This is a genomic window from Cedecea sp., from assembly GCF_036500665.1.
Taxonomy (GTDB): Bacteria; Pseudomonadota; Gammaproteobacteria; order Enterobacterales; family Enterobacteriaceae; genus Cedecea.
In genome coordinates, this window is sequence record NZ_DASYBS010000107.1 from 18,163 (window position 1) to 39,782 (window position 21,620).

At 57.1% G+C, this 21,620-nt stretch carries 19 protein-coding genes and 1 pseudogene; 14 read left to right on the plus strand and 6 right to left on the minus strand.

Going from position 1 to position 21,620, the window contains the following annotated elements:
- Position 1 precedes the first annotated feature (1 nt).
- The 8 genes from uca to VGM55_RS18220 all read left to right on the plus strand — a co-directional run bounded on the left by uca (position 2) and on the right by VGM55_RS18220 (position 11,210).
- Positions 2-3,622, plus strand: coding sequence for an urea carboxylase (uca, locus tag VGM55_RS18185; protein ID WP_331636230.1), 3,621 nt, complete (start codon positions 2-4; stop codon positions 3,620-3,622).
- Positions 3,623-3,626: 4 nt separating this feature from the next.
- Complete coding sequence (locus VGM55_RS18190; RefSeq protein WP_331636231.1) at positions 3,627-4,307, plus strand: GntR family transcriptional regulator; 681 nt, start codon at positions 3,627-3,629, stop codon at positions 4,305-4,307.
- A 32-nt stretch (positions 4,308-4,339) separates the two neighbouring features.
- Positions 4,340-5,611, plus strand: a complete 1,272-nt coding sequence (urtA, locus tag VGM55_RS18195; protein WP_154185605.1) for an urea ABC transporter substrate-binding protein — start codon at positions 4,340-4,342, stop codon at positions 5,609-5,611.
- Between the two features lie 176 nt (positions 5,612-5,787).
- Positions 5,788-7,359 (plus strand): urea ABC transporter permease subunit UrtB, encoded by a 1,572-nt coding sequence (gene urtB / locus VGM55_RS18200; RefSeq protein WP_331636232.1) that lies wholly within the window; start codon positions 5,788-5,790, stop codon positions 7,357-7,359.
- Positions 7,359-8,432 (plus strand): urea ABC transporter permease subunit UrtC, encoded by a 1,074-nt coding sequence (gene urtC / locus VGM55_RS18205; protein ID WP_331636233.1) that lies wholly within the window; start codon positions 7,359-7,361, stop codon positions 8,430-8,432. The genes urtB and urtC overlap by 1 nt, the downstream gene beginning before the upstream one ends.
- A complete protein-coding gene (gene urtD, locus VGM55_RS18210) occupies positions 8,432-9,229 on the plus strand; it encodes an urea ABC transporter ATP-binding protein UrtD (protein WP_154186280.1) in 798 nt (265 codons plus the stop codon). The genes urtC and urtD overlap by 1 nt, the downstream gene beginning before the upstream one ends.
- A gap of 9 nt (positions 9,230-9,238) precedes the next feature.
- Positions 9,239-9,937, plus strand: a complete 699-nt coding sequence (gene urtE / locus VGM55_RS18215) for an urea ABC transporter ATP-binding subunit UrtE (protein WP_331636235.1) — start codon at positions 9,239-9,241, stop codon at positions 9,935-9,937.
- Positions 9,938-10,031: 94 nt separating this feature from the next.
- Positions 10,032-11,210 carry a GNAT family N-acetyltransferase gene (locus VGM55_RS18220; protein ID WP_331636236.1) on the plus strand — a complete coding sequence of 393 codons (1,179 nt, stop codon included), beginning with the start codon at positions 10,032-10,034 and terminating at the stop codon, positions 11,208-11,210.
- 14 nt (positions 11,211-11,224) lie between these two features.
- Here the strand turns inward: VGM55_RS18220 and VGM55_RS18225 are convergent, their stop codons facing one another.
- Positions 11,225-12,439 (minus strand): MFS transporter, encoded by a 1,215-nt coding sequence (locus VGM55_RS18225; RefSeq protein ID WP_331636237.1) that lies wholly within the window; start codon positions 12,437-12,439, stop codon positions 11,225-11,227.
- A 198-nt stretch (positions 12,440-12,637) separates the two neighbouring features.
- Here VGM55_RS18225 and eamA point away from each other — a divergent pair, with 198 nt between their 5' ends.
- Entirely contained in the window at positions 12,638-13,540 is a 903-nt protein-coding gene (eamA, locus tag VGM55_RS18230) for an O-acetylserine/cysteine exporter (protein ID WP_331636238.1), read from the plus strand.
- Between the two features lie 42 nt (positions 13,541-13,582).
- On the opposite strand, the gene VGM55_RS18235 is transcribed toward eamA, so the two are convergent.
- From VGM55_RS18235 to marR, 3 genes are read right to left on the minus strand one after another with little or no spacing between them, the layout of a single operon-like run.
- Positions 13,583-13,795 carry a multiple antibiotic resistance regulatory periplasmic protein MarB gene (locus VGM55_RS18235; protein WP_154185591.1) on the minus strand — a complete coding sequence of 71 codons (213 nt, stop codon included), beginning with the start codon at positions 13,793-13,795 and terminating at the stop codon, positions 13,583-13,585.
- A 38-nt stretch (positions 13,796-13,833) separates the two neighbouring features.
- Complete coding sequence (marA, locus tag VGM55_RS18240) at positions 13,834-14,226, minus strand: MDR efflux pump AcrAB transcriptional activator MarA (protein WP_154185589.1); 393 nt, start codon at positions 14,224-14,226, stop codon at positions 13,834-13,836.
- Positions 14,227-14,246: 20 nt separating this feature from the next.
- Positions 14,247-14,681: a multiple antibiotic resistance transcriptional regulator MarR gene (marR, locus tag VGM55_RS18245; protein ID WP_331636239.1), complete on the minus strand. Its 435-nt coding sequence runs from the start codon at positions 14,679-14,681 to the stop codon at positions 14,247-14,249.
- Between the two features lie 185 nt (positions 14,682-14,866).
- On the opposite strand from marR, the gene VGM55_RS18250 reads away from it, so the two are divergent.
- Positions 14,867-15,535 carry a MarC family NAAT transporter gene (locus tag VGM55_RS18250; RefSeq protein WP_154185587.1) on the plus strand — a complete coding sequence of 223 codons (669 nt, stop codon included), beginning with the start codon at positions 14,867-14,869 and terminating at the stop codon, positions 15,533-15,535.
- 47 nt (positions 15,536-15,582) lie between these two features.
- Here VGM55_RS18250 and VGM55_RS18255 read toward each other — a convergent pair whose 3' ends face one another.
- Positions 15,583-16,782: a sugar transporter gene (locus VGM55_RS18255; protein WP_154185585.1), complete on the minus strand. Its 1,200-nt coding sequence runs from the start codon at positions 16,780-16,782 to the stop codon at positions 15,583-15,585.
- A gap of 196 nt (positions 16,783-16,978) precedes the next feature.
- On the opposite strand from VGM55_RS18255, the pseudogene VGM55_RS18260 reads away from it, so the two are divergent.
- From VGM55_RS18260 to tsuB, 3 genes and pseudogenes are all read left to right on the plus strand, one after another.
- Positions 16,979-17,783 (plus strand): annotated as a pseudogene (locus tag VGM55_RS18260) (PhzF family phenazine biosynthesis protein).
- Positions 17,784-17,889: 106 nt separating this feature from the next.
- The gene (tsuA, locus tag VGM55_RS18265; protein ID WP_331636240.1) at positions 17,890-18,936 is read left to right on the plus strand and encodes a thiosulfate utilization transporter TsuA/YeeE; all 1,047 of its coding nucleotides are present in this window, start codon (positions 17,890-17,892) and stop codon (positions 18,934-18,936) included.
- A 16-nt stretch (positions 18,937-18,952) separates the two neighbouring features.
- Positions 18,953-19,180, plus strand: a complete 228-nt coding sequence (gene tsuB, locus VGM55_RS18270; protein WP_331636241.1) for a thiosulfate utilization sulfurtransferase TsuB/YeeD — start codon at positions 18,953-18,955, stop codon at positions 19,178-19,180.
- Positions 19,181-19,205: 25 nt separating this feature from the next.
- On the opposite strand, the gene ptrR is transcribed toward tsuB, so the two are convergent.
- Complete coding sequence (gene ptrR, locus VGM55_RS18275; protein WP_154185579.1) at positions 19,206-20,057, minus strand: putrescine utilization regulator PtrR; 852 nt, start codon at positions 20,055-20,057, stop codon at positions 19,206-19,208.
- Positions 20,058-20,158: 101 nt separating this feature from the next.
- Here ptrR and sad point away from each other — a divergent pair, with 101 nt between their 5' ends.
- Positions 20,159-21,550 carry a succinate-semialdehyde dehydrogenase gene (gene sad / locus VGM55_RS18280; protein ID WP_331636242.1) on the plus strand — a complete coding sequence of 464 codons (1,392 nt, stop codon included), beginning with the start codon at positions 20,159-20,161 and terminating at the stop codon, positions 21,548-21,550.
- Positions 21,551-21,620: the final 70 nt, after the last annotated feature.

Here is a 21,620-nt window from a genome sequence, read left to right on the forward strand (position 1 = left end):
TATGTTTAGCAAAGTCTTAATTGCCAACCGCGGCGAAATTGCCTGTCGTGCTATGCGCACGCTGAAAAAAATGAACATCACCAGCGTGGCCGTTTATTCCGACGCAGACGCCAGCGCGCAGCACGTCATTGATGCCGACGAGGCGATGGCGCTAGGCGGAGATAAAGCCGGCGACACCTATCTGAATATCGAAAAAATACTGGCGGCGGCACAAGAGAGCGGCGCAGAGGCGATTTTCCCCGGCTACGGTTTTCTTTCCGAACGCGCCGAATTTGCCGAGGCCTGCGAAGCGGCTGGAATCGTATTTATCGGACCCACGGCGCAGCAAATCAGCGATTTCGGCCTCAAGCACCGCGCCCGTGAGCTGGCCTCCGGCGTGGACGTGCCGATGACGCCGGGCACCGGGCTGCTGACATCACTTGCGGAAGCGCGGCTGGCGGCGGCGGAAATCGGCTATCCGGTGATGCTAAAAACCACGGCAGGCGGGGGCGGGATTGGCCTGACCCGCTGCGACAGCGAATCAGCATTGCTTGAAGCTTGGGAAAGCGTGAAACGCATGGGCGCGCAGTTTTTCAGCGACGATGGCGTGTTTATCGAGCGCTTTGTCGACAAAGCGCGCCACCTGGAAGTGCAAATTTTTGGCGACGGGAAGGGCAAGGTGGTGGCCCTGGGAGAGCGTGATTGCTCGCTGCAGCGCCGCAACCAGAAGGTGGTCGAGGAAACGCCCGCGCCTAATCTTCCACAGGCAACTCGTGAGGCGCTGCACCGTGCGGCGGTGGCGCTGGGTGAATCCGTTCATTACCGCAGCGCGGGAACCGTGGAGTTTATCTACGACGCAGCGCGGGATGCGTTCTATTTCCTGGAGGTGAACACTCGCCTGCAGGTTGAGCACCCGGTGACCGAGTGCGTAACCGGTCTGGATTTGATCGAGTGCATGGTGCTGGTGGCGGCAGAGGCTTCCCCGGACTGGCAAAAAATGGCCGCAGCGCCGCAGGGCGCGGCTATCGAAGTTCGCATTTACGCCGAAGACGCGCTGAAAAACTTCCAGCCTTCGCCGGGCGTATTGACCGACGTTTATTTCCCTGAAGGCGTGCGGGTTGACGGCTGGGTCAGCACCGGCAGCGAAGTTAGCGCTTTCTACGATCCGATGATCGCCAAGATCATTGTTTACGGTGCAGACCGCCTGCAGGCGTTAAGTAAACTGAACGACGCGCTGGCGGCCACCCGGCTGCACGGGATCGCCACCAATCTGGACTATCTGCGCCAGATCGTTCGCCTGCCGGAATTTAAGGCCGGGGTGATGTGGACCCGCCTGCTGGATAGCGTGAGCTATCAGGCGCAGGCCGTGGAAGTGCTGGAGCCTGGCACCTGGAGCAGCATTCAGGACAGCCCCGGTCGTCTCGGGTATTGGGATATCGGCGTGCCGCCGTCCGGGCCGATGGATGATTTTGCCTTCCGTCTGGCGAACCGCATCGTCGGTAACCATCCTTCCGCCGCCGGGCTGGAGTTTACTCTGCAGGGGCCGACGCTGCGCTTCCACAGCGAGGCCACCATCGCGCTGACCGGTGCGCCTTGCCCGGCGATGCTGGATGACCAGTCGGTGACTTTCTGGCAGCCCACCGTAGTGAAAGCCGGGCAGATCCTCACTTTGGGCAGAGCGAGCAGCGGCTGCCGCACCTATCTGGCGGTACGCAACGGCTTTGACGTGCCGGTGTATCTCGGCAGCCGTTCCACCTTTGCGCTCGGCCAGTTTGGCGGGCATGCGGGGCGCACATTACGCGTCGCGGACGTGCTGGCCATTTCTCAGCCTTGTCTGCCAGCCTGCACTACACCTGCGCCGATTAGCCTGCCGCAGGCTCCGGAACCCGCGCTGATCCCGCAGTACGGCGAGGTATGGGAGATTGGCGTGCTTTACGGGCCGCACGGCGCGCCGGACTTTTTTACCCCGGAGTCGATGGAAACCTTTTTCAGCGCTGAATGGCAGGTTCATTACAACTCTAACCGCCTCGGGGTGCGCCTTGTGGGGCCGAAGCCGGCGTGGACGCGAGCCGACGGCGGCGAAGCGGGGCTGCATCCTTCCAACGTTCACGACTGTGAATATGCCATCGGTGCGGTGAACTTTACCGGCGACTTCCCGGTGATCCTGACGCGTGACGGCCCAAGCCTGGGCGGGTTCGTCTGCCCGGTGACGATTGCGAAAGCGGAATTGTGGAAAGTCGGGCAGGTGAAGCCGGGCGATCGCATTCGTTTCCACGCCATCAGTTTTGAACACGCGCAGTCGCTGGAGATTGCCCAGCAGGTGGCGGTGACCAATCTGTGTGCCGGAGCCAGCCTGCCGGATTTGCACCCGTCGATTGCGCCAGGCGCGACGACCAGCGCGGCGATCCTGGCGGAAATTCCTGCTCAGGGTGCGCTGCCGGCGGTGGTTTACCGCCAGGCGGGCGACAACTATGTGTTGATCGAATACGGCGATAACGTGCTCGACCTGGCGCTGCGCCTGCGTATTTATCTGCTAATGAAGGCAATTAACCAGGCGGCGCAGGCGGGTATCGAGGAACTCTCTCCTGGCGTGCGTTCGCTGCAAATTCGCTACGACAGTCAGCGTGTTTCCCAGAGCCAGCTGCTGACGCTGCTGCTGTCGATTGAAAAACAGCTTGGCGATGTGACCCGGCTGAAAATTCCTTCACGCATCGTCCACTTACCGCTGGCCTTTGAAGACAGTGCGACGCTGGCCGCGGTGGAGCGTTACCAGCAAACGGTGCGAGAAGACGCGCCGTGGCTGCCGAACAACGTCGATTTTATTCAGCGCACCAACGGGCTGCAAAGCCGTGACGAGGTGAAGCAGATCCTGTTTGATGCCAGCTATCTGGTACTCGGGCTGGGCGATGTCTATCTCGGCGCGCCTTGTGCCGTGCCGCTTGACCCGCGCCACCGCCTGTTGAGTTCGAAGTACAACCCGGCGCGGACCTGGACCGCAGAAGGCACGGTTGGTATCGGCGGGATGTATATGTGCATCTACGGCATGGACTCTCCAGGAGGTTATCAGCTGGTGGGGCGCACGCTGCCTATCTGGAACAAATTCCTCAAAAACGAGCAGTTTGGCGACGAGCCGTGGCTGCTGAAGTTTTTCGACCAGGTGCGGTTCTACCCGGTAAGTGAAGAGGAGTTGATCGCGTTCCGCACGGCGTTTCGTGAAGGGCGTGCTCAGGTTGAAATCGAAGAAGTTGAGTTCGATTTTGCCGAATATAGCCGCTTCCTTGAGGAAAACGCCGACGATATCACCGCATTCCGTAACCGCCAGCAGGAAGCCTTCCTGAGCGAAGTTGCGCACTGGAAAGAGCAGGAAAGCGCGGCGGTGGAGAGCGCCCTGATGGCGGCGGAACTGCCGGCGGAGGAACAGGCCGGCCAGCTCGTCAGCGCCGACCTGAACGGCAATATCTGGAAAATACTCGTTGAGCCGGGCCAGAGCGTAAAGCAGGGCGAACCGCTGATCGTCGTGGAGGCGATGAAGATGGAGCTATTAGTCAGCGCGCCGTGCGACGGCAAAGTCGTGCGCATTCAGTGCCAGCAGGGCCGACCGGTGGGGCCGGGGGATGCGCTGCTGTGGCTGGAGGCGGTGTAGTCCTATGCCAAAGCGACCAGAAGCCGTAGCCGAACGTATCTACCAACAGCTAAAGCAGGAAATCTTCGACTTTCTCCTGCTGCCGGGCGACCGCTTTAGCGAAAACGAAATTGCGGACCGCATGAGCGCCAGCCGCACGCCGGTTCGCCAGGCGCTTTACGCCCTGCAGCAGGAAGGTTATGTCGACGTACAGCCCCGCAGCGGCTGGCAGATCCGGGCGGTGGACTTCGATCATCTCGAAGCGCTTTACGATCTGCGTATTGTGCTGGAGCTGGAGGCGGTGAAGCGACTTTGCCAGCGGGCTGATTCTGTTTTTCCGCTGCCGCTGCAGGCGCTGAAACAGTTCTGGCTGGATGAACCCCCGCTCGACGAGGGCATAAACGTCGCGCCGCACGACGAGACTTTTCATATGACGCTGGTTTCTGCGGCGGGCAACCCTGAAATGGCGAGGGTTCACCGGGAGATCACCGAAAAAATCCGCATTGTTCGCAGGCTGGACTTTACCCGGCAGCCGCGCGTCAGTGCGACGTACGCCGAGCATGGGCAAATTCTGCTCGCCATAGGGAACCGCAACCTGGAGGAGGCACAAACCCGACTACACGACCATATAGCCGCAAGTCAGAAAGAGGTTCGCCAGATAACGCTTCATATGCTGCACCAGGCTCGGCAACTCAAGCTGAGTTAACCATTTATTGTTTCTTCAGGGGAGTCAGACTTATGCAACGTCGTACCTTTGTTAAAGCTTTCGCGCTTTCCGCTTCGGTTCTCAGCTTCGGGTGGGCGTTCGCCGCCCAGGCGGCAGATACCATCAAAGTCGGGATCATGCACTCGCTGTCGGGCACCATGGCCATTTCAGAGACGCCGCTTAAAGACGTAGCGTTGATGACCATCGACGACATTAACGCGAAGGGCGGCGTGCTCGGCAAAAAGCTGGAGCCGGTGGTGGTTGACCCGGCGTCAAACTGGCCGCTGTTCGCCGAAAAAGCCCGCCAGCTGCTGAGCCAGGATAAGGTTGCCGTGGTGTTTGGCTGTTGGACATCCGTGTCGCGTAAATCGGTGCTGCCGGTGTTTGAAGAGCTGAACGGCCTGCTGTTCTACCCGGTGCAGTACGAAGGGGAAGAGATGTCGCCGAACGTGTTTTATACCGGGGCGGCGCCTAACCAGCAGGCAATTCCAGCGGTGGAATACCTGATGAGCGAAGACGGCGGGGCGGCGAAGCGCTTCTTCCTGCTGGGGACGGACTACGTTTATCCGCGTACGACCAATAAGATCCTGCGCGCCTTCCTGCACTCGAAGGGCGTTCAGGATAAAGACATCGAAGAGGTCTACACGCCGTTTGGCCACAGCGACTACCAGACTATTGTGGCCAACATCAAAAAATTCTCCGCTGGCGGTAAGACGGCGGTGATCTCCACCATCAACGGTGACTCCAACGTGCCGTTCTACAAAGAGCTGGCGAACCAGGGGCTGAAAGCGACCGACGTGCCGGTGGTGGCCTTCTCCGTGGGCGAAGAAGAGTTGCGCGGCATCGACACCAAGCCCCTGGTGGGCAATCTCGCGGCCTGGAACTACTTCGAGTCCGTCGATAACCCGACCAACAAGCAGTTTGTCAGCGAGTGGAAGGCCTACGCCAAAGCCCACAACCTGCCGAACGCCAATACCGTGGTGACCAACGACCCAATGGAGGCGACGTACGTCGGCATCCATATGTGGGCGCAGGCCGTTGAGAAAGCGGGGACGACGGACGTGGATAAAGTCCGCGCGGCGATGGCCGGGCAGACCTTCAACGCGCCGTCCGGCTTTACCCTGACGATGGATGCCACTAACCACCACCTGCACAAGCCGGTGATGATCGGCGAGATCGAAAGTAACGGCCAGTTCAACGTGGTGTGGCAGACCGACAAACCTGTGCGCGCCCAGCCGTGGAGTCCGTTTATTCCGGGGAACGATAAGAAATCTGATCTGCCGGTGAAGACCGCCAGCAACTGATTTTTACCCTCAGCTCATTTTTACCCTCACCCCGACCCTCTCCCTCGAAGGGAGAGGGGGAAAAGCGGGAATGCTCTCTTTCTGGAAGGGTGAGGGTTAAATCCTTTATTCCCTCGCCCCTCTGGGGAGAGGGTTAGGGTGAGGGGCAACAGGTTGAAATCAAACAGGAGAACGCCATGACATTAGCAACACTGGCCCGGCTGCTGCTGGTTGTGGCCGCTTTATTGCCGGGGCTTGCCGCCGCCGGTGACGCGGAGACGTTTTCGACCGCGAATCGTACGGCTCAGGCGGAGTTGCTCCAGAACTGGACGCTATCGCCCGATCCTGCTCGTTTACCGCTGCTGAATTCGCTTAAGCAGGAAACGCTGGTCACCGACGGGCATTCGGCTTTTAACCAGACTGGCGCCACGTTGACGCCGTTGGGCGACGAAGCCCAACCACAGGGCGAGACAACAAAGCTGCGCCTGACCAACAGGCTTCGTGTCCTGGTCGCCGGGGCGCTGGCGAGCCATCAATTAATAAGTGACAACGTCACTATGCGTTTAAATGCGGCTAAAGCCTTGCAGAAAGAGGCGCCGCCGGAATTACTCCCGATTCTTCAGCAGCGTATAAACGCAGAAAAAGAGCAAAGCGTGCGGGACGCGCTTGAATTGGCGATTGCACGGCTGGAGCTGACAAGCCCGCAGGCAGAAATTCGCCTGGAGGCGGTTAAGCTGCTCGGCAAGTCCACCGATCCGGATACCGAAGCCTTGCTCAAGCCGTTAACCGACGCGAGCGCGGAGCCGAATGCGGCGGTGCGCCAGGCAGCCGTAGAGGGCCTGCGTAAAATTGAGCATCGCCAGATGCTGGGCGATATCCTCGGCCAGGCGTTTATGGGGCTTTCCCTGGGGTCGATTTTATTGTTGGCCGCGCTGGGCCTGGCGATCACCTATGGCCTGCTGGGCGTTATCAACATGGCGCATGGCGAAATGCTGATGCTGGGCGCGTACTCAGCGTGGGGCGTTCAGACTGCATTCCAGCAGTTCGCCCCGGCGTGGCTGGCGCTTTATCCTTTGGTCGCGCTGTCGGTGGCCTTTGCGATTACTGCCGGGATTGGCATGGCGCTTGAGCGCACGATTATCCGCCATTTGTACGGTCGCCCGCTGGAAACGCTGCTTGCTACATGGGGCATCAGCCTGATGCTGATCCAGATCGTGCGCATGCTGTTTGGCGCTCAGAACGTGGAAGTGGCTAACCCGGCCTGGCTGTCGGGCGGCCTGCAGGTTTTACCGAACCTGATCCTGCCGTGGAACAGGTTGGTGGTGCTGGGCTTTGTGCTGCTGGTGCTGCTGTTTACCTGGCTGTTGCTGAACAAAACGCGGCTGGGGATGAACGTGCGGGCCGTGACGCAAAACCGCGCGATGGCGGCGTGCTGCGGCGTTTCTACCGGGCGTGTGGATATGCTCGCTTTTGGACTTGGGTCTGGCATTGCCGGGTTGGGTGGGGTGGCGCTTTCTCAGCTGGGTAACGTGGGCCCCGAGCTTGGGCAGGGCTATATCATTGACTCCTTCCTGGTGGTGGTGCTGGGCGGCGTCGGGCAGCTTGCCGGGAGCGTGGCCGCGGCGTTCGGGCTCGGCATCTTTAACAAAATCCTCGAGCCGCAAATCGGTGCGGTGCTGGGAAAAATTCTTATTCTGGTGCTGATCGTCCTGTTCATTCAGAAGCGGCCACAGGGGCTGTTTGCGCTCAAAGGGAGGGTCATTGACTGATGAGTATGCCGCTGACTTTAACGCTCGGGCGTAAAGCCCCGCGCCTGACTTTGGTGTTGGGCACCTTGCTGGTTGTATTGCTGCTGACGCTGCCATTCCTGACGCTGCTGCCGGCAGGCAATCCGCTTAGCCTGTCGACCTATAGCATGACGCTTGTCGGCAAGATCCTTTGTTATGCCACCGTCGCGGTAGCGCTGGATCTGGTCTGGGGCTATGCCGGTTTGCTCTCTCTCGGGCATGGGCTGTTTTTTGCCCTCGGTGGTTACGCTATGGGGATGTACCTGATGCGCCAGACCGCGGGTGACGGGCTGCCGGGTTTTATGTCGTTTCTCTCCTGGAGCGAGCTGCCGTGGTACTGGTGGGGCACGCAGCACTTTGCCTGGGCGCTGCTGCTGATTGTCGCGGTGCCGGGCCTGCTGGCGTTTGTCTTCGGGTTCTTCGCCTTCCGCTCAAAGATTAAGGGCGTTTATTTCTCGATCATGACCCAGGCGCTGACCTGGGCGGGGATGCTGCTGTTTTTCCGCAATGAAACCGGCTTTGGCGGCAATAACGGCTTCACCGGGTTTACCACGCTGTTAGGGATGCCGGTGACGGCAACCGGCACGCGTATTGGGCTGTTTATCGCCACCGTTTTGCTTTTGGTAGCAAGCGTTGGGCTTGGCTTCTGGCTGGCGCGGAGCAAGTTTGGCCGCATTCTGACGGCAGTCCGTGATGCAGAGAACCGCCTGACTTACTGTGGCTACGATCCGCGAGGCTTCAAGCTGCTGGTATGGACGCTGTCTGCGGTGCTGTGCGGCTTAGCCGGGGCGCTGTACGTGCCGCAGGTCGGCATCATTAACCCTGGTGAAATGTCACCGACCAACTCTATCGAGGCCGCTATTTGGGTGGCGCTGGGCGGACGCGGGACGCTGATCGGCCCGGTATTGGGCGCAGGGCTGGTGAACGGGGCTAAAAGCTACTTCACGATGGCGGTGCCGGAGTACTGGCAGCTGTTTCTCGGCCTGATTTTTATTCTGGTGACGCTGTTTTTACCGCGCGGGGTGATTGGCCTGCTGCGCAGAGGAGAGAAATGATGCAGCCTGCCGAATCTTTGTTTACCCGCCAGCACCCCACGGATCGCTTTCGCGAGCAAACCGACCCGGTACTGGCGCTGGAAAATATCAACGTTAACTTTGATGGGTTTCAGGCATTAACCAATTTGTCGCTGAATATCGGCGTAGGTGAGCTGCGCTGCATAATTGGCCCGAACGGCGCGGGAAAAACTACGCTGATGGATGTGATCACCGGCAAGACTAAACCGCAAAGCGGTAAAGCCTTTTACGATCAATCTATCGATCTTATGCGGCTTGAGCCAATTGAAATTGCCCGCCGTGGCATTGGCCGTAAGTTTCAAAAGCCCACTGTTTTTGAGGCACTCACAGTCTTTGAAAACCTGGAGATTGCGCAGAAAAACGATAAATCCGTGTGGGCAAGCCTGCGGGCAAAACTCAGCGGCGAGCAGCGCGATCGCATCGACGAGATGTTAATCACGTTGCGGCTTACCGGGGAACGCCATCGCCGGGCGGGGCTGCTTTCTCACGGGCAAAAACAGTTTCTGGAAATCGGTATGCTGTTGGTGCAGGAGCCGCATTTGCTGCTGCTGGATGAGCCTGCGGCGGGCATGACGGATGCCGAAACAGAGTACACGGCGGAGCTGTTCCGCAGCCTGGCGGGCAAGCACTCGCTGATGGTGGTTGAGCACGATATGGGCTTTGTTGAAACCATCGCCGACCACGTCACGGTGCTGCATCAGGGGCAGGTACTGGCGGAAGGCACGCTTCGCGAAGTGCAGGCCAACGAGCAGGTTATCGACGTCTATCTAGGCCGTTAAGGAGCAAAGATGCTGCAGGTGAATGAACTTAACCAGTATTACGGCGGCAGCCATATTCTGCGCGGCGTCAGCTTTGACATGCGTATTGGAGAGGTGACTTGTCTGCTCGGGCGCAACGGCGTGGGGAAAACCACGCTGCTAAAATGCCTGATGGGGCTAATTCCAGTGAAGGGCGGAAGCATCAGCTGGCAGGGGAAAACGCTGACCCAGCGTAAACCGCATCAGCGCGTGCAGGCAGGCATTGCCTATGTTCCTCAGGGGCGAGAAATCTTTCCACGCCTGACGGTGGAGGAAAACCTGCTGATCGGGCTGTCGCGCTTTTCCGGCCGAGAGGCTAAAGCCGTACCGCAAGAGATTTACCAGCTTTTCCCGGTGCTGAAAGAGATGAAGCTCAGGCGCGGCGGCGATCTCTCCGGTGGGCAGCAGCAGCAGCTGGCGATTGGCCGTGCGCTGGCCTGTAAACCTCAACTGCTGATTCTGGATGAGCCAACGGAAGGAATACAGCCGTCGATCATCAAGGAGATAGGCCAGGTGATTCGGCATCTCGCCGGGCGGGGTGATATGGCTATTCTGCTGGTGGAACAGTTTTACGATTTTGCCGCGGAGCTTGCCGATAATTACCTTGTGATGTCGCGCGGAGAAATCATTCAGCGTGGCGACGGCAGCGCGATGGAACAGGAAGGCGTCAGAGGGCTGGTGGCGATATAAGTGGTCTGCCAAAATTTAATGATTGTGGTACTTTTGGCTGAACCTCTGCGCGCCTATAGTTTTCGATATTCACTTTCATATTCCTGAGGTTAGCATGTCTTTTACCGTTAACAATTTCCAGCAGCCGATTGGCCATTCTCTTCCTGACTGGCAGCGCCGCCCGCTGCCGGAACACGTCACCTTAAACGGGCAGTTTTGCCGCCTTGAGCCGCTTAGCGCGGTTCAGCATGGGGCTCAGCTGTGGCAGGCCTGGGGTCAGGCTGAAGATGCGCGTGGCTGGACTTATCTCAGCGTCGGCCCCTTCGACACCGAAGCCGATTTTATTCAGTACATTGCCGGGGCAGCGCAAAGTGCAGATCCTTTCCATTTTGCCGTCGTGGATAACGCCAGCGGCAAGGCGCTGGGCACGCTGTCGCTGATGCGGATTGACCCGGCAAACGGCAGCCTTGAGGTCGGCTTTGTGGTGTTTTCCCCGCTGCTACAGCGTACCGTTCAGGCTACGGAAGCGCATTTCTTACTGATGAAGTATGCCTTTGAAGTGTTGGGTTACCGCCGCTACGAGTGGAAGTGCGATAGCCTGAACGGACCTTCCCGTCGTGCGGCGCTGCGGTTTGGTTTCCGCTTTGAGGGCGTATTCCGCCAGATGGGGATTTACAAAGGGCGCACTCGCGATACGGCCTGGTTCTCCATCACCGATGGTGAATGGCCGCTGGTGAAGCTCGCTTTTGAGCGCTGGCTGTCCCCGGAAAATATGACCAACGGCGTGCAGCATACAGGGCTGGCGGCTATTCGCGATGCACTTAGCCGCCAGAAAAGCGAACCCGCTCGTCGGGTAGACGTGCGCCCGTTAACGGCGGACGACCGCGAGGCGTGGCAAGCACTCTGGCAGGGCTACCTGACCTTCTACGACGCACAAATAAGTGACAATGTCACGGATTTAACCTGGCAGCGCATGCTGGATGAGCAAGAGCCGGTATGGGGCTTGGGCGCCTTCGACGAGCAGGGGAACATGCTGGGATTCACCCACTTCCTCTATCACCGCAGCACCTGGTCAGCAACCCAGTACTGCTATCTCGAGGATCTGTTTGCGGCCCCGCAGGCAAGAGGCAAAGGCGTTGGCCGGGCGCTGATTGAAGCGGTACGCCAGCACGCAGAGGCCAACAACAGCTCGCGCCTTTACTGGCATACCCATGAAACCAACGCCACGGCGCAAACCCTGTACGACAAAGTGGCGCGGAAGTCCGGCTTTATCAAATACGAAAAGGCCGTGTAATCAACAGCGCCTCGTCAGGCCGTTATGGGCTGGCGGGGCGCCGTATTCATGCCGATCACGACGGCGTAGTAAGCCAGTAAAATCGTCCCCATCAGCACCACGAACAGCATGTAAGGCGGCAGCCAGCTCAGCAACAGCCCGGTGACCAGCGGGTTACAGGCCCCGCCAAGCCAGCCGAGCTGCTGGGCGGCAAAGTAGCTTGATTTCAGCCCCGGCGGCGCGATGTTGTCGATAAGCATGTATTCCCCCGGCGCGTAGATAAGCTCCCCGATGGTAAACACCAGCGAAGACAACCCCCACAGCCACAGGTTAGTGCCTGAAATCATAAAGCCGCCGAGGCCGCAGACGAAAAAGAGTGTGCCGTAGAACATCATCTTTTTGATGTTATCGGGGCGAATGTTTTTCCCCAGGAAGTACTGGAAAGCGACAACCACAATGGCGTTGACCGACAGCACGACGCTAACAACTTTTTCCGCCAGCCCCGTATCACCGATAACTATCGCATACTGAGAGAGGCAGCCTGCGAAAGCGCCATATACCAACGTTCCCAGAAATGCCGACGCGGTAAACCACATGAGCTGTTTGTCGCGCAGCATGACGCGCGGAGAGGGCAAAATCTTGTCTTCCGATTCAGAAGAGGCGCTGGCGTTAACCGGCTGGCTTTTCACGTAGCGGCTAATCATCAAAATCGGCAGCAGGGCGGTCATGGCGGAGAGCCAGAACGGCAGGTTGGTACTGTACATCACCACGAAGGTGCCAATCGGCGGGCCGACGGTCCAGCCAACGTTAACGAAGGTATAGTTGAGAGAGAATATTTTGGGCTTCAGGCTGACGTCCAGCGTGTCGGAAAACCATGCCTTCACCACCACGGAAAACACCGTGTAAGAGCAGTTGATAATGGAGTAAAACAGCACCACCAGCCCGGCATTGTGCACCAGTGGGATAACCGTAAAGCCGCCGAGGAAAATGACGATAGCGAGTAGCATCGCCTTTTTCTTATCGAATTTGTCCGCAAGAATGCCAAACCACAGGCTGAATAACACCCCGGCCACCAGCGCGAGGGTAATTGCCAGGCCGATATCTTTCAGCGCCATATGGTATTCGCGTGAAAGATAGATGGTCATAAACGGCAGCGTCAGACCCCGCCCGATAGTCAGCAGCAGCGAAGAAATAAGTAACACAGTTGTTGCAAGTTGTTTGCCGGCAAACAGATTTCTTAGGGCGGTCATGGTGGTCTGTTTTAGTCATGGTGAGGTCAGAGAACGAAAGATTTATCACGAAAAATCAGCCTGGTATAGCAACCAGATCTGGCGAAAGCACGATACAACACATCTGTACTCCTGACAAAAGGGGGGATCTGTATCTGTTTGCTGAAGCGGATAAGGTTTATTTTTTTACAAATCGATAATAAATACAGGGGCGGGATAATGACGCGTAAAGATGGGCTGCTGGCGTTGCTGGTGGTGGTGATTTGGGGCGTGAATTTTGTGGTTATTAAGCTGGGGCTGCACAATATGCCGCCGCTGATGCTGGCGGGTCTGCGTTTTTTGCTGGTGGCGTTTCCCGCGCTGCTGTTTGTAGCCCGGCCAAAGCTCCCGTTTCGCCTGCTGGCGGCCTATGCGCTGACCATCAGTTTCGGGCAGTTCGCCTTCCTGTTTACCGCGATTAAGTTTGGTATGCCTGCAGGGCTGGCTTCTCTGGTGCTGCAGTCTCAGGCGTTTTTCACCATCATTCTGGGCACGTTTTTCTTTGGCGAACGCCTTCAGGCCAAACAGTTGGCGGGGATTACCCTCGCGGTATTCGGCGTGCTGGTGCTGATTGAGGGCAGTTTTGCAGGGCAGCACGTTGCGCTGCTAGGCTTTATGCTGACGCTGGCCGCGGGAATGAGCTGGGCGTTTGGTAATATCTTCAACAAAATGATTATGCAGCACGAGCCGCGCCCGGCGATCATGTCGCTTATTGTCTGGAGCGCGCTTATCCCGGTGCTGCCGTTCTTTGCCGCAAGCTGGCTGCTGGATGGGCCAGAAACGATACTGCAAAGCCTGGTGAATATCGACAGCACGACCGTTCTTTCGCTCATCTACCTGGCGTTTATCTCTACCATCGTGGGCTACGGCATTTGGGGAACGTTGCTGGGGCGTTACGAGACCTGGCGTGTTGCGCCACTGTCGCTGTTGGTGCCGGTGGTTGGCATGGCCAGTGCTGCGCTGATGCTTGGGGAAAAGCTTACGGTGATGCAGCTGCTTGGCGCGGTACTGATCATGGGGGGGTTATACATCAACGTCTTTGGTTTGCGCATCAGGCGTTCGGTGAAAGGGCTTTCATCCTGACGTTTGCGGCACCCGCCCAGATCGGGCGGGTTAGCCTTGATCTTACGAACCGGCGTTACCTTGGTAGTACGGAGAACCCAGTTGTTCAGATCGTTCAGCAGCGGTGTGCTGTGGGCCTTTAGACAGCTGACCGCCGGAGCAGGAGATCATGTTGCCGTAGTTAGCCTGGGTGGCGTTGAAGCTACCAGACTGCTCCGCAAGAGCGTTTGTCGATGCCAGCGCCAGAAGAAGGGCGGCTGCGGAGATGAATTTCATATTTCCTCGATTACGTCTGTAAAACAGGCGGCGATGCATTAATTACACAAGCTACAGTACTGATTGTACGGATGCAGATACTTGCCTTCTCCGGCAAGACGCGTGACTCGATACTTATGCGGCGGTACCGAGAAGTAGTTCTTAAAGGTGCGAGTTAACGTCTGTTGTGACTCAAACCCATAGCGCTCTGCCAGATAAAGTATCGGTTCGTTGCTCTCTTTGAGCTTGAGCGCGATTTCGGTCAGCTTACGGTTACGGATGTACTGGCCCAGCGAGTGGCCGGTCTCTTTCTTAAACATCCGCTGCAGATGCCATTTGGAGTAACCCGAACGCTGAGAAACCTTCTCCAGCGAGAGCGGGGTTTCCAGGTTATCTTCTATCCACCCCAAAATGCTATGAATCGTAATCGCATCGTTGTTGCGTCTGGACATCGTTTCACCTCTTTGCAGGTTTACGGCAATACCTTTGTTAACAGGCGATAAAGCGTGTCGACTTCGTCGTCCGTCAGGTTTTTTGTGAGTTCTTTATGGAGGCTAAGCCCCACCAGGCTTCGGCACTCTTCACACAGCGCAACGCCTTCAGGCGTAAGCTTGATCAGAACGCCTCGCTTATCGTTGGGATTCGGCAAACGCTCAATCCAGCCTTTGCATAGCAGGCGGTCAAGCATTCGGGTTAACGCACCGAGGTCAACGGAAAGCACTTTTTTCAGCTCGACCGGGGTAATGCAAACTTCGAAGTGAATAGAGCACAGCACCTTAAACTGGGTAGCGGTAATATCCAGCGGGGAGAGCGAGTCGTTTAACAGGCGATCTTTGTGCTGGTTCACCATATGGATCAACCGCCCGAGGGGGATGATTTCGTTAAACAGATCACAGGTGCTTTTCACTATGTTTGCCCAGGCAAGTAGATTAGTCACGGCAGATATTATTGCCGAGGCAAGTATAAGTCAACGCGATGATTTAGCCGATGCCACGAAAAGCTAAAACGCTTCACCCGCCGTCGGTAAACTGCGTGCTGCTATACTCAAACCTGCTAAGCCCGCTCGATAAAGGACAAAAAAAGGATAAAAATATGATGGATTTACTCAGGGCCATCGGCCTTGGCCTGGTGGTGTTACTGCCGCTGGCTAACCCGCTCACCACCGTGGCACTGTTCCTTGGGCTTTCCGGTGACATGAATAGCCGGCAACGCAATCGCACTGCACTTATGGCTTCGGTGAATGTGTTTGTCATTATGATGGTGGCGTATTACGCCGGTCAGGTGGTGATGAATACCTTCGGGATTTCAATTCCGGGCCTGCGTATTGCCGGGGGGCTGATCGTTGCCTTTATTGGTTTCCGCATGCTGTTCCCGCAGCAAAAGGCGCATGAATCACCGGAGTCGAGAAGCAAGTCGGAAGAGCTGAGCGAAGAGCCCGAAGCGAATATCGCTTTTGTGCCGCTGGCGATGCCAAGCACGGCGGGGCCGGGTACCATCGCGATGATCATCAGTTCGGCGTCTACCGTGCGTGCCGGTTCGGACTTTCCCGCCTGGGTAGTTACCGTTGCGCCGCCGCTGATCTTCCTTGTCGTGGGCCTGATTCTTTGGGCAAGCCTGCGCAGTTCTGGCGCGATTATGCGCATGGTAGGTAAAAGCGGTATTGAGGCAATTTCCCGCCTGATGGGCTTCCTGCTGGTGTGCATGGGCGTGCAGTTTATTATTAACGGCGTGCTGGAAATTATTAAGACTTATCCGGCCTGATTTGATATGGTTTAAAGCAAAACGCCCTCGTGATGAGGGCGTTTTTGTTAATGCGTCGGCCGGGGCTGCTCTTCCAGCGCCACCGGCCAGCGGCGAAACACAATTATTGACCAGAACAGCGCGACAAGCGCCGGAATTGCGCCAATGAAGCCGATATCCGCCATGGAAATATGCAGGCTGACCTGATTGCCCACCAGCGCGCCCGCGCCGATGCCGATATTAAAAATACCCGAGAACAGCGACATCGCCACGTCGGTGGCATCCGGCGCCAGGGCCAGAACCTTCACCTGCATCCCGAGGGCAATAATCATAATTGAAATGCCCCAAAACAGACTGAGCCCGGCGAGGGTTAGCTCGCTTTGCGCCGCGGGCAGTAGAAGGACCAGGCAAGCTGCCATCAGCGCAATCGCGCCGGAAACCAGTCCCGAAGCATATTTATTCCCCCATTTGCCAAACAGCACGCTGCCGATGATACCCGCGCCGCCGAACAGCAGTAAAAGCAGCGTAGCGAAATTGGCACTGAGCCCGGCAATCTGCTGGACAAAAGGTTCAATATAACTGTAAGCGGTGTAATGCGCGGTAACCACCACGGCGATTAACGCATAGATGTTGACCAGCGCCGGACGGCGGAACAGCTTAGGTACGCTGGAAAGTGAACCAGAGTGCTCACTGGGCAATTTGGGCAACAGTTTTATCAGGCAGAACAGCGTAATGGTCGCGACAACGCCAATGACAAAAAAGGTGGTGCGCCAGCCAAAATACTGCCCAACAATGCGCCCAAGAGGTAAGCCCAGCACCATTGCCAGCGCGGTGCCGGTGGCGAGTAAGCTCAGCGCCTGCGCTTTTTTGCCTGCGGGCGCCATGCGGATAGCCAGTGAAGCAGTAATGGACCAGAAAATGGCGTGGGCGAAGGCGATACCGATACGGCTGATGACCAGCACGGTAAAGTTCCAGGCGAGAAACGACAGCACGTGGCTTGCAATAAACAGCAGGAAAATATAAATCAGTAGTCGGCGGCGCTCAACCTGGCTTGTCATCAACATGAAAGGCAGCGACATCAGTGCAACCACCCACGCATAAATAGTCAGCATGATCCCGACCTGTGCGGTTTCCATGCCAAAGCTTTGGGCGATATCTGACAGCAGGCCAACCGGCACAAACTCGGTAGTGTTAAAAATAAAGGCGGCAACCGCGAGAGTTACGACCCGTAGCCACGCCGTTTTGCGTGAGACGGTAGTGATTGTCATAAGGGAATGCGCAGGTTAATAAGAGGAAGGAATGGCCAGATCATAAAACCATCAGATCGGCGGCACAACCCATTTTGTGATTTATGTCTCATTTTCAATGATGCTGGAAAAAAGCCGGAAAAAAAGCAGCGTGGTACGAATGAGTGTGTCATGGTAGACGGGGAGAAAATAACAATGAAAAGCAGGAGTTATTACAATGCAAGCAATTGACTTTTATATGGTAGATGCCTTTGCCGACACCACCTTTGGTGGCAACGCCGCTGCGGTCTGCCCGCTTAGCGAGTGGCTACCGGATGAAACGCTACTGAAAATGTCACAGCAGCACAATCAGTCGGAAACGGCTTTTTTTGTCACCACCGATGGGGGTTTTGAGCTGCGCTGGTTTACCACGCAGGGTGAAATCAATCTTTGTGGTCATGCTACCCTTGCGGCTTCCCACGTTATTTTCGAGCATCTGGATTACCCGGAGCCGATTATTCATTTCAGCACGCGCTTTGTCGGCCCGCTGACCGTCACGCGTAATGGCGAATGGCTTACGCTGGACTTCCCCGCATGGGAAACGCAGGAGATTGCACCGCGGCCAGACGTGCTGGCAACGCTTGGAATTAGCGCATGCAAAGAGCGCATGCAAAGAGCTGCGCGTTGGCAGAGATTACGTTGTTGTACTGGAAAGTCAGGCTGCGGTCGAAGCTATTGAGCCTGATATCAACGCCATGATCCCGCTGGAAAAAATGGTCTGTATCACCGCGCAAGGTGAAGGTGAATATGATTTTGTCAGCCGCTTCTTTTGCCCGGGCGAATCGGTGCCAGAGGATCCCGTCACCGGCTCCACCCACAGCATGCTGATCCCTTACTGGGCTGATAAGCTGAACAAAACGCATCTGCTGGCACGGCAGGTCTCTTATCGCGGCGGCGATTTGCGCTGCCAGTATAAAGGCGAGCGTGTGCTGATTGGCGGCAAAGCCGTGACCTATCTGATTGGCAAAGTGCTGTTGCGCTAGGGGGCTATTACCCGCTGGAATATATTATACACTTTTGTTATTGGCTCTCGCCGTAGCGGGAAAGGAATAATGATCGCTTCGTAAAAAATTAAGAAGCGTAATTACCATGATGTTAAGTGGCCTGATATGCGGCGCGCTGCTGGGATTTGTGATGCAGCGCGGCCGTTTCTGCCTGACCGGCGGTTTCCGCGATATGTATATCGCTAAAAATAACCGCGTCTTTTATGCCTTACTTATTGCCATCTCCATTCAGAGTATCGGCGTCTTCGCCATGATAGCCAGCGGTCAGTTCAGCTATGACGCGGGCGCTTTCCCGTGGTTTGGCACCGTCTTTGGCGGCTATGTCTTTGGCATCGGTATCGTTATGGCCGGTGGCTGCGCAACGGGCACCTGGTATCGCGCGGGAGAAGGCCTGATTGGCAGCTGGATCGCGCTGTTTACCTATATGCTCACCAGCGCGGTGATGCGCTCCAGCCATTTAACCGGCTTTAATAAAGAAGTGCAGGCGCTCAGCACGGAGCACAACTCCATTCCCGACACCTTCGGGCTGCCTGTATGGCCGTTTATCGTGCTGCTGGTGGCGGTGACAGCCTGGGTGGTTATCAAGGAGCTGCGCAAACCGAAGCTGAAAATCGCCTCGCTGCCGCCGAAGAGAACCGGGCTCGCACATGTATTGTTTGAAAAGCGCTGGCATCCGTTTGTGACCGCCATTCTGATTGGCCTGATAGCGACCCTCGCCTGGCCGCTGAGCGTGGCAACCGGGCGTATTTTTGGGCTGGGTATTACCTCGCCAAGCGCCAACATCATGCAGTATCTGGTGGCGGGGGATGACAAGTACCTGAACTGGGGGGTGTTCCTGGTGCTCGGGATTTTCATCGGCTCGTTTATTGCGGCAAAAGCCAGCCGCGAATTCCGCATTCGTGCCGCTGACGCGAAAACGTCCGTTCGTAGCTTTGGCGGCGGTATTCTGATGGGCTTTGGCGCCAGCATCGCAGGCGGTTGCTCCATCGGTAATGGCCTGGTGATGACCGCGGTAATGACCTGGCAGGGCTGGATTGGCCTTATTTTCATGATCCTTGGCGTGTGGACCGCGTCCTGGTATTTATTCGTACGTCCGCAGCGCCAGGCCCGAACACAGGCCGCGTCGGCGTAGCTGAAAGGAGAGTTGTATGACCGTTAAAAAATTAGATGTTGTGAATCTGGTCTGCCCGTTCCCTCTGATTGAGGCAAAAGCGGCGATGGATAAGCTGAACAGCGGCGACGAGCTGGTTATTGATTTTGACTGCACGCAGGCCACCGAGAGCATCCCGCAGTGGGCGGCCGAAGAAGGGCACAGTATTTCTGATTACCAGCAGGTGGGCGACGCCAGCTGGAGCATCACCGTAAAGAAAGGCTGATGATGTTTGCCCCCGTTTACGGGGGCTATTCCAGCAGAGAAATAAAGGCTTCAAGCTGGCGAGTTTTGGCATCACGCCGCCACAGCAGCCAGGTATCCAGATAACGCTTCTCTTCCGGCAGCGGCCAGGTGCTCACCTGATGGCTGCCTGGCATACTCTCCAGCATGCTTCTCGGCATTAGCGCCAGCCCGGCGCCCGCAATCACGCAGGCCAGCATCCCGTGATAGGACTCCATTTCGTGGATCTTGCCCGGCATGGCTTGGCTGTCGTGGAACCAGCTCTCAAAATGGCGGCGGTAGGAGCAGTTTGCCCGAAACGCATAAATACTCTCGCCGTTGACGTCTGCGCCGCTGTGAATGGGGGCGTGGTCGGCCGGGGCGACGATGGTCATCTCTTCTCGATACACCGCCACGCCTTCGAGAGACGGATGCAGCACGGGGCCGTCAACAAAGGCGGCCGAGAGTCGACCTTCCAGGACGCCATCAATCTGGTCGCCTGAAGGCCCGGTCGCCAGCGAAAGATGAATTTTCGGATAGCGCTGGTTAAAGTGAGCCAGCAGGCCCGGAATGCGCACCGCCGCGGTACTCTCCAGCGAGCCAAGCGCGAGTGGCCCCTGAGGCTCATCGCCGGATACCACCATTCTTGCTTCCTCTACCAGAGCAAGAATGCGTTTGCTGTAGGCCAGGAAACTGTGGCCGGACGGGGAAAGCTTTAGCCGCTGATTCTCACGAATAAACAGCGCCACGCCTAAATCGGCCTCCAGCTGCTTAATGCGGGTAGTGAGATTGGACGGAACGCGGTGCACCTGCTGCGCGGCCGCGCTGATGCTGCCGGTTTCCGCAACGGCGTTAAACATTTCCAGCTGGGTCAGATCCATAGCTTTCTCAAATCGTGAAGGGTTTGCTTAGTATTATTCATTTTTAAACTTTGCGCCTCAAGGCTACTGTTAACATATCATTCACCTGTTGAGGCACCACCATGCAATCAGTAACCGGGCAAACCCACGCCATTTCACGCAATCCCGCTACCGGTGAGCGCATTGCGATTTATCCTTTCGAGAACGCAGAACAGATTGATGCTGCGCTGGCGCGTAACCATCGGGCGTTTAACCAGTGGCGGACCACACCGCTAAATGGACGTGCGCAAAAACTGCGTGACCTGGGCGCTGCGGTGCGTCAGCACGGCGAAGCCATGGCGCAGATGATCACCGCCGAAATGGGCAAGCCGATTTTGCAGGCGCGCGCAGAAGTGTCGAAATCAGCCAATCTTTGCGACTGGTACGCAGAGCATGGCCCGGCGATGCTGGGTGCGGAGACGACTCAGGTTGAAAACAACAACGCGGTTATCGAGTACCGCCCGCTTGGGCCGATCCTCGCGGTGATGCCGTGGAACTTCCCGCTGTGGCAGGTATTGCGCGGTGCGGTGCCGATTCTGCTGGCCGGGAACAGCTATATTCTGAAACATGCGCCAAACGTAATGGGCTGCGCCGACATTATCCGCCAGATGTTTACGGATGCCGGGTTCCCGTCGTCGTTGTTCGCGTTGCTTAACGTCACGCCGGAGGGGGTAAGCCAGGCGATTAACGACCCACGCGTTGCCGCCGTAACGGTTACAGGCAGCGGTAGAGCCGGGGCGGCTATTGGTGCTCAGGCCGGTGCTGCATTGAAAAAATGTGTGCTGGAACTGGGCGGTTCCGATCCGTTTATCGTTCTTAACGATGCAAACCTGGACGAAGCCGTAAAAGCCGCGGTGGCCGGGCGCTTCCAGAACACCGGGCAGGTTTGTGCCGCTGCGAAACGCTTTATTGTTGAAGCCGGGATCGCCGCAGCTTTTACCGACCGCTTTGTTGCCGAGTTAAAAAACTATGAGGTTGGCTCGCCGCAGGAAGAAGCTAACCGCATCGGGCCAATGGCGCGTTACGATCTGCGAGATGAGCTGCATGAGCAAGTGACAACGTCACTTAAACAGGGTGCGAAACTGCTGACTGGCGGGGACAAATTGCCCGGCGAGGGCAACTACTATGCGCCAACCGTGCTGACTGATGTGACGCCAGAGATGACCGCTTTCCGCCAGGAGCTGTTCGGCCCGGTGGCCGCGATTACCGTCGCCCGCGACAGCGAGCATGCCCTTGAACTGGCAAACGACAGCGATTACGGACTTTCCGCCACGGTATATACCGCCAATGAACAACTTGCGCTGGAGATGGCTTCCCGCCTTGAGTGCGGTGGCGTGTTCATCAACGGCTACAGCGCCAGCGATCCGCGGGTGGCGTTTGGCGGAGTGAAAAAGAGTGGCTTTGGCCGCGAACTGTCCCATTTCGGCCTGCATGAGTTCTGTAATATTCAGACCGTGTGGAAGAATCGCCGCTAGTTTCCTGGGGCAGGGCCACCGGAAAGGTGGCCCTGTTTGTCATTGAAATGAAATAATTCTGTCATTTTCG

Bases quoted from the DNA above. Each gene is read 5' to 3' on its own strand.
- uca (WP_331636230.1), top strand. From the start codon at position 2: ATGTTTAGCAAAGTCTTAATTGCCAACCGCGGCGAAATTGCCTGTCGT.
- VGM55_RS18190 (WP_331636231.1), top strand. From the start codon at position 3,627: ATGCCAAAGCGACCAGAAGCCGTAGCCGAACGTATCTACCAACAGCTA.
- urtA (WP_154185605.1), top strand. From the start codon at position 4,340: ATGCAACGTCGTACCTTTGTTAAAGCTTTCGCGCTTTCCGCTTCGGTT.
- urtB (WP_331636232.1), top strand. From the start codon at position 5,788: ATGACATTAGCAACACTGGCCCGGCTGCTGCTGGTTGTGGCCGCTTTA.
- urtC (WP_331636233.1), top strand. From the start codon at position 7,359: ATGAGTATGCCGCTGACTTTAACGCTCGGGCGTAAAGCCCCGCGCCTG.
- urtD (WP_154186280.1), top strand. From the start codon at position 8,432: ATGCAGCCTGCCGAATCTTTGTTTACCCGCCAGCACCCCACGGATCGC.
- urtE (WP_331636235.1), top strand. From the start codon at position 9,239: ATGCTGCAGGTGAATGAACTTAACCAGTATTACGGCGGCAGCCATATT.
- VGM55_RS18220 (WP_331636236.1), top strand. From the start codon at position 10,032: ATGTCTTTTACCGTTAACAATTTCCAGCAGCCGATTGGCCATTCTCTT.
- VGM55_RS18225 (WP_331636237.1), bottom strand. From the start codon at position 12,439: ATGACCGCCCTAAGAAATCTGTTTGCCGGCAAACAACTTGCAACAACT.
- eamA (WP_331636238.1), top strand. From the start codon at position 12,638: ATGACGCGTAAAGATGGGCTGCTGGCGTTGCTGGTGGTGGTGATTTGG.
- VGM55_RS18235 (WP_154185591.1), bottom strand. From the start codon at position 13,795: ATGAAATTCATCTCCGCAGCCGCCCTTCTTCTGGCGCTGGCATCGACA.
- marA (WP_154185589.1), bottom strand. From the start codon at position 14,226: ATGTCCAGACGCAACAACGATGCGATTACGATTCATAGCATTTTGGGG.
- VGM55_RS18250 (WP_154185587.1), top strand. From the start codon at position 14,867: ATGATGGATTTACTCAGGGCCATCGGCCTTGGCCTGGTGGTGTTACTG.
- VGM55_RS18255 (WP_154185585.1), bottom strand. From the start codon at position 16,782: ATGACAATCACTACCGTCTCACGCAAAACGGCGTGGCTACGGGTCGTA.
- tsuA (WP_331636240.1), top strand. From the start codon at position 17,890: ATGATGTTAAGTGGCCTGATATGCGGCGCGCTGCTGGGATTTGTGATG.
- tsuB (WP_331636241.1), top strand. From the start codon at position 18,953: ATGACCGTTAAAAAATTAGATGTTGTGAATCTGGTCTGCCCGTTCCCT.
- ptrR (WP_154185579.1), bottom strand. From the start codon at position 20,057: ATGGATCTGACCCAGCTGGAAATGTTTAACGCCGTTGCGGAAACCGGC.
- sad (WP_331636242.1), top strand. From the start codon at position 20,159: ATGCAATCAGTAACCGGGCAAACCCACGCCATTTCACGCAATCCCGCT.